Origin of the sequence: Alicyclobacillus sacchari (genome assembly GCF_004366795.1) — a bacterium.
Taxonomy (GTDB): domain Bacteria; phylum Bacillota; class Bacilli; order Alicyclobacillales; family Alicyclobacillaceae; genus Alicyclobacillus; species Alicyclobacillus sacchari.
This window is the reverse complement of the sequence record NZ_SORF01000052.1, coordinates 1-1875: the sequence shown is the minus strand read 5'-3', so window position 1 is coordinate 1875 and position 1875 is coordinate 1. Positions and strand designations below refer to the sequence as shown.

The window sequence follows — 1875 nt, the reverse complement described above, 5'->3', positions numbered from 1 at the left end:
GACACAAAAAGATAGAAGAGCACCATCATGACTGGCCACATCAGAAATGGCACGCACGAAATGAGGAGCGTGTCCATCCGTGCCAGGTTCTGTGACTTGCGCGCGTCTTCGATCTCCTGAAACTCCTTGTGCAAAAGTGCCAGGCTGTACTCCACATCCACGCCGTCCAACAGGGCGTGCTCGATGTCACTTGCGAGTTGCGCCGCCCACGAGGTTCCGAGCTCCTTCACGAAGCGGTCAAGCACGCGTCTCGCATCGTCAGCCGTTGTGTAATCCGTCAGTCGGTCGGTCAAGCGCGCCACCGCTCGCCGAATCGGGCTTGGCGGCAGATGCTCCACCGTCGATTGCAGCGCATGCAACATGCTCCCGTGTTGCTTGCGGTACTCCGGCACGATGATACTGAGAAGTGTGCCGATGTCGTACGAATTGCGGATACTCAGGTGATACCGCCGTATGTGTAGCACGCCGTACGGTGACACGACAGTCAACACAAACATGACGAGCGCATAGAACGGATTGTGCGTCACCACAGAGGTGAGCACCCCCACAATCACGGCCGCCGTGACTGAACCCACGATGAACCGCGACACCGCGTCGCGGTGCGGACGTTTGAGGGTGGCCTGCAAGAGCATTTCGAGGTGATCATGCCAGCCCATCCACCACGGCAACTGCGTCACCTGCCGGCCGCGAAACCCCTCGCTCACGCGAAGGAGCTGCCGATGCCCGATACCGTAATACGTCCGCTTTACCCATGCCCATCCATCTCGCCAGACCTGCTCAAAGAGCCAAAGGAATCCCGTGCAGGCCACGCCATACAAGACGATTTGCGCAAGGGTATTCAGTGCATTCGCCACGATCTCACCCCCCAATCTTCACGTGACGCTTGGCCTCGCCCTGAAACGGATACGCCGACGCCAAGCGTTGAAACTCCGCCTCAAACGCGGCCAGGACATCCGGGTACGTGTCCTCCAAGCGCTCGCGCATGGTAGGTGGAATCTCCGCGTGAAATGTCCATGTGTTCGCTTGGCGGTGGTATTTCATCCACGTCGTGACCGTGTAGGATTCCGACTCGTGGTCGAAGTCGTAAGCGTAGACGCCGGTCACGATCTTTCGTCCCGTCGGATCCTCCCACATCGTGATCGCGACATCTATGCTTTGTGCCGTCCGGATATAGGTCGCTCGGTAATCACGGCTCGGATTGTTTTCAAGCGCCAAATCGGCGAGCTCTCGCGGGATGTTGGTGACGTATTGGCTGTGGTAGCTCGCCAAACACCCGTTGCCGCGTTCGCGCGAGAGAATGAGCAAATCGACTTCACTGCTTCGAATTTCCGGCACCATCATGTAGTGAGCGTCTGAGCGCAAAAAGGCCGGAAAAAGCGACGTCATCTCATCTAGCGGTGACTTGAGCGCGATGATCCGTCCCGCTCGTTCCGGAAAGTCACGCTTCAGATGCGCCTCGAACGTGCCGCGCTCCACCGTGACCACCTCAAGATTCGGGTCGCGCTCGCCAAAGATGACCTTCAAGAACGTGGTCTTACCCGAACGTCTGATACCTGTCGTGACCATCGTGAGCATAAGGCGGCTCAGGAGCTTCCACCACTCGACGGAATCGGCCGGAATCGTTCGCATTGCGGCCTCGTGCTCGAACGTGTAGCGATGGAAGGTGTACTGCCGGAAGACAAGTACATACGTCTCTGACAAGGGCGGCGCAAAGATCGTGACGCGCGTGCCATCGAGCATATCGACCTGCGTCCAGTGATTCGTTTGATTCACCTGATTCGCCGGATCACGAAGCGTGAGCGTGCGCACCAAACGCTTCACCTGGTCGATGTTGTCGAACGCAAACGGCTGAAGGATTTTCGTGTTCGATCCTTT

General features: G+C 57.8%; 2 protein-coding genes. Both read right to left on the bottom strand.

Annotation, left to right across the window (positions count from 1 at the left end):
- The coding region (locus C7445_RS14345; RefSeq protein WP_134161398.1) for a hypothetical protein at positions 1 to 854 on the bottom strand (854 nt) is incomplete at its 3' end.
- A 4-nt stretch (positions 855 to 858) separates the two neighbouring features.
- Positions 859 to 1875: P-loop NTPase family protein (locus C7445_RS14340; protein WP_134161396.1), on the bottom strand; the 1017-nt coding region annotated here is incomplete at its 5' end.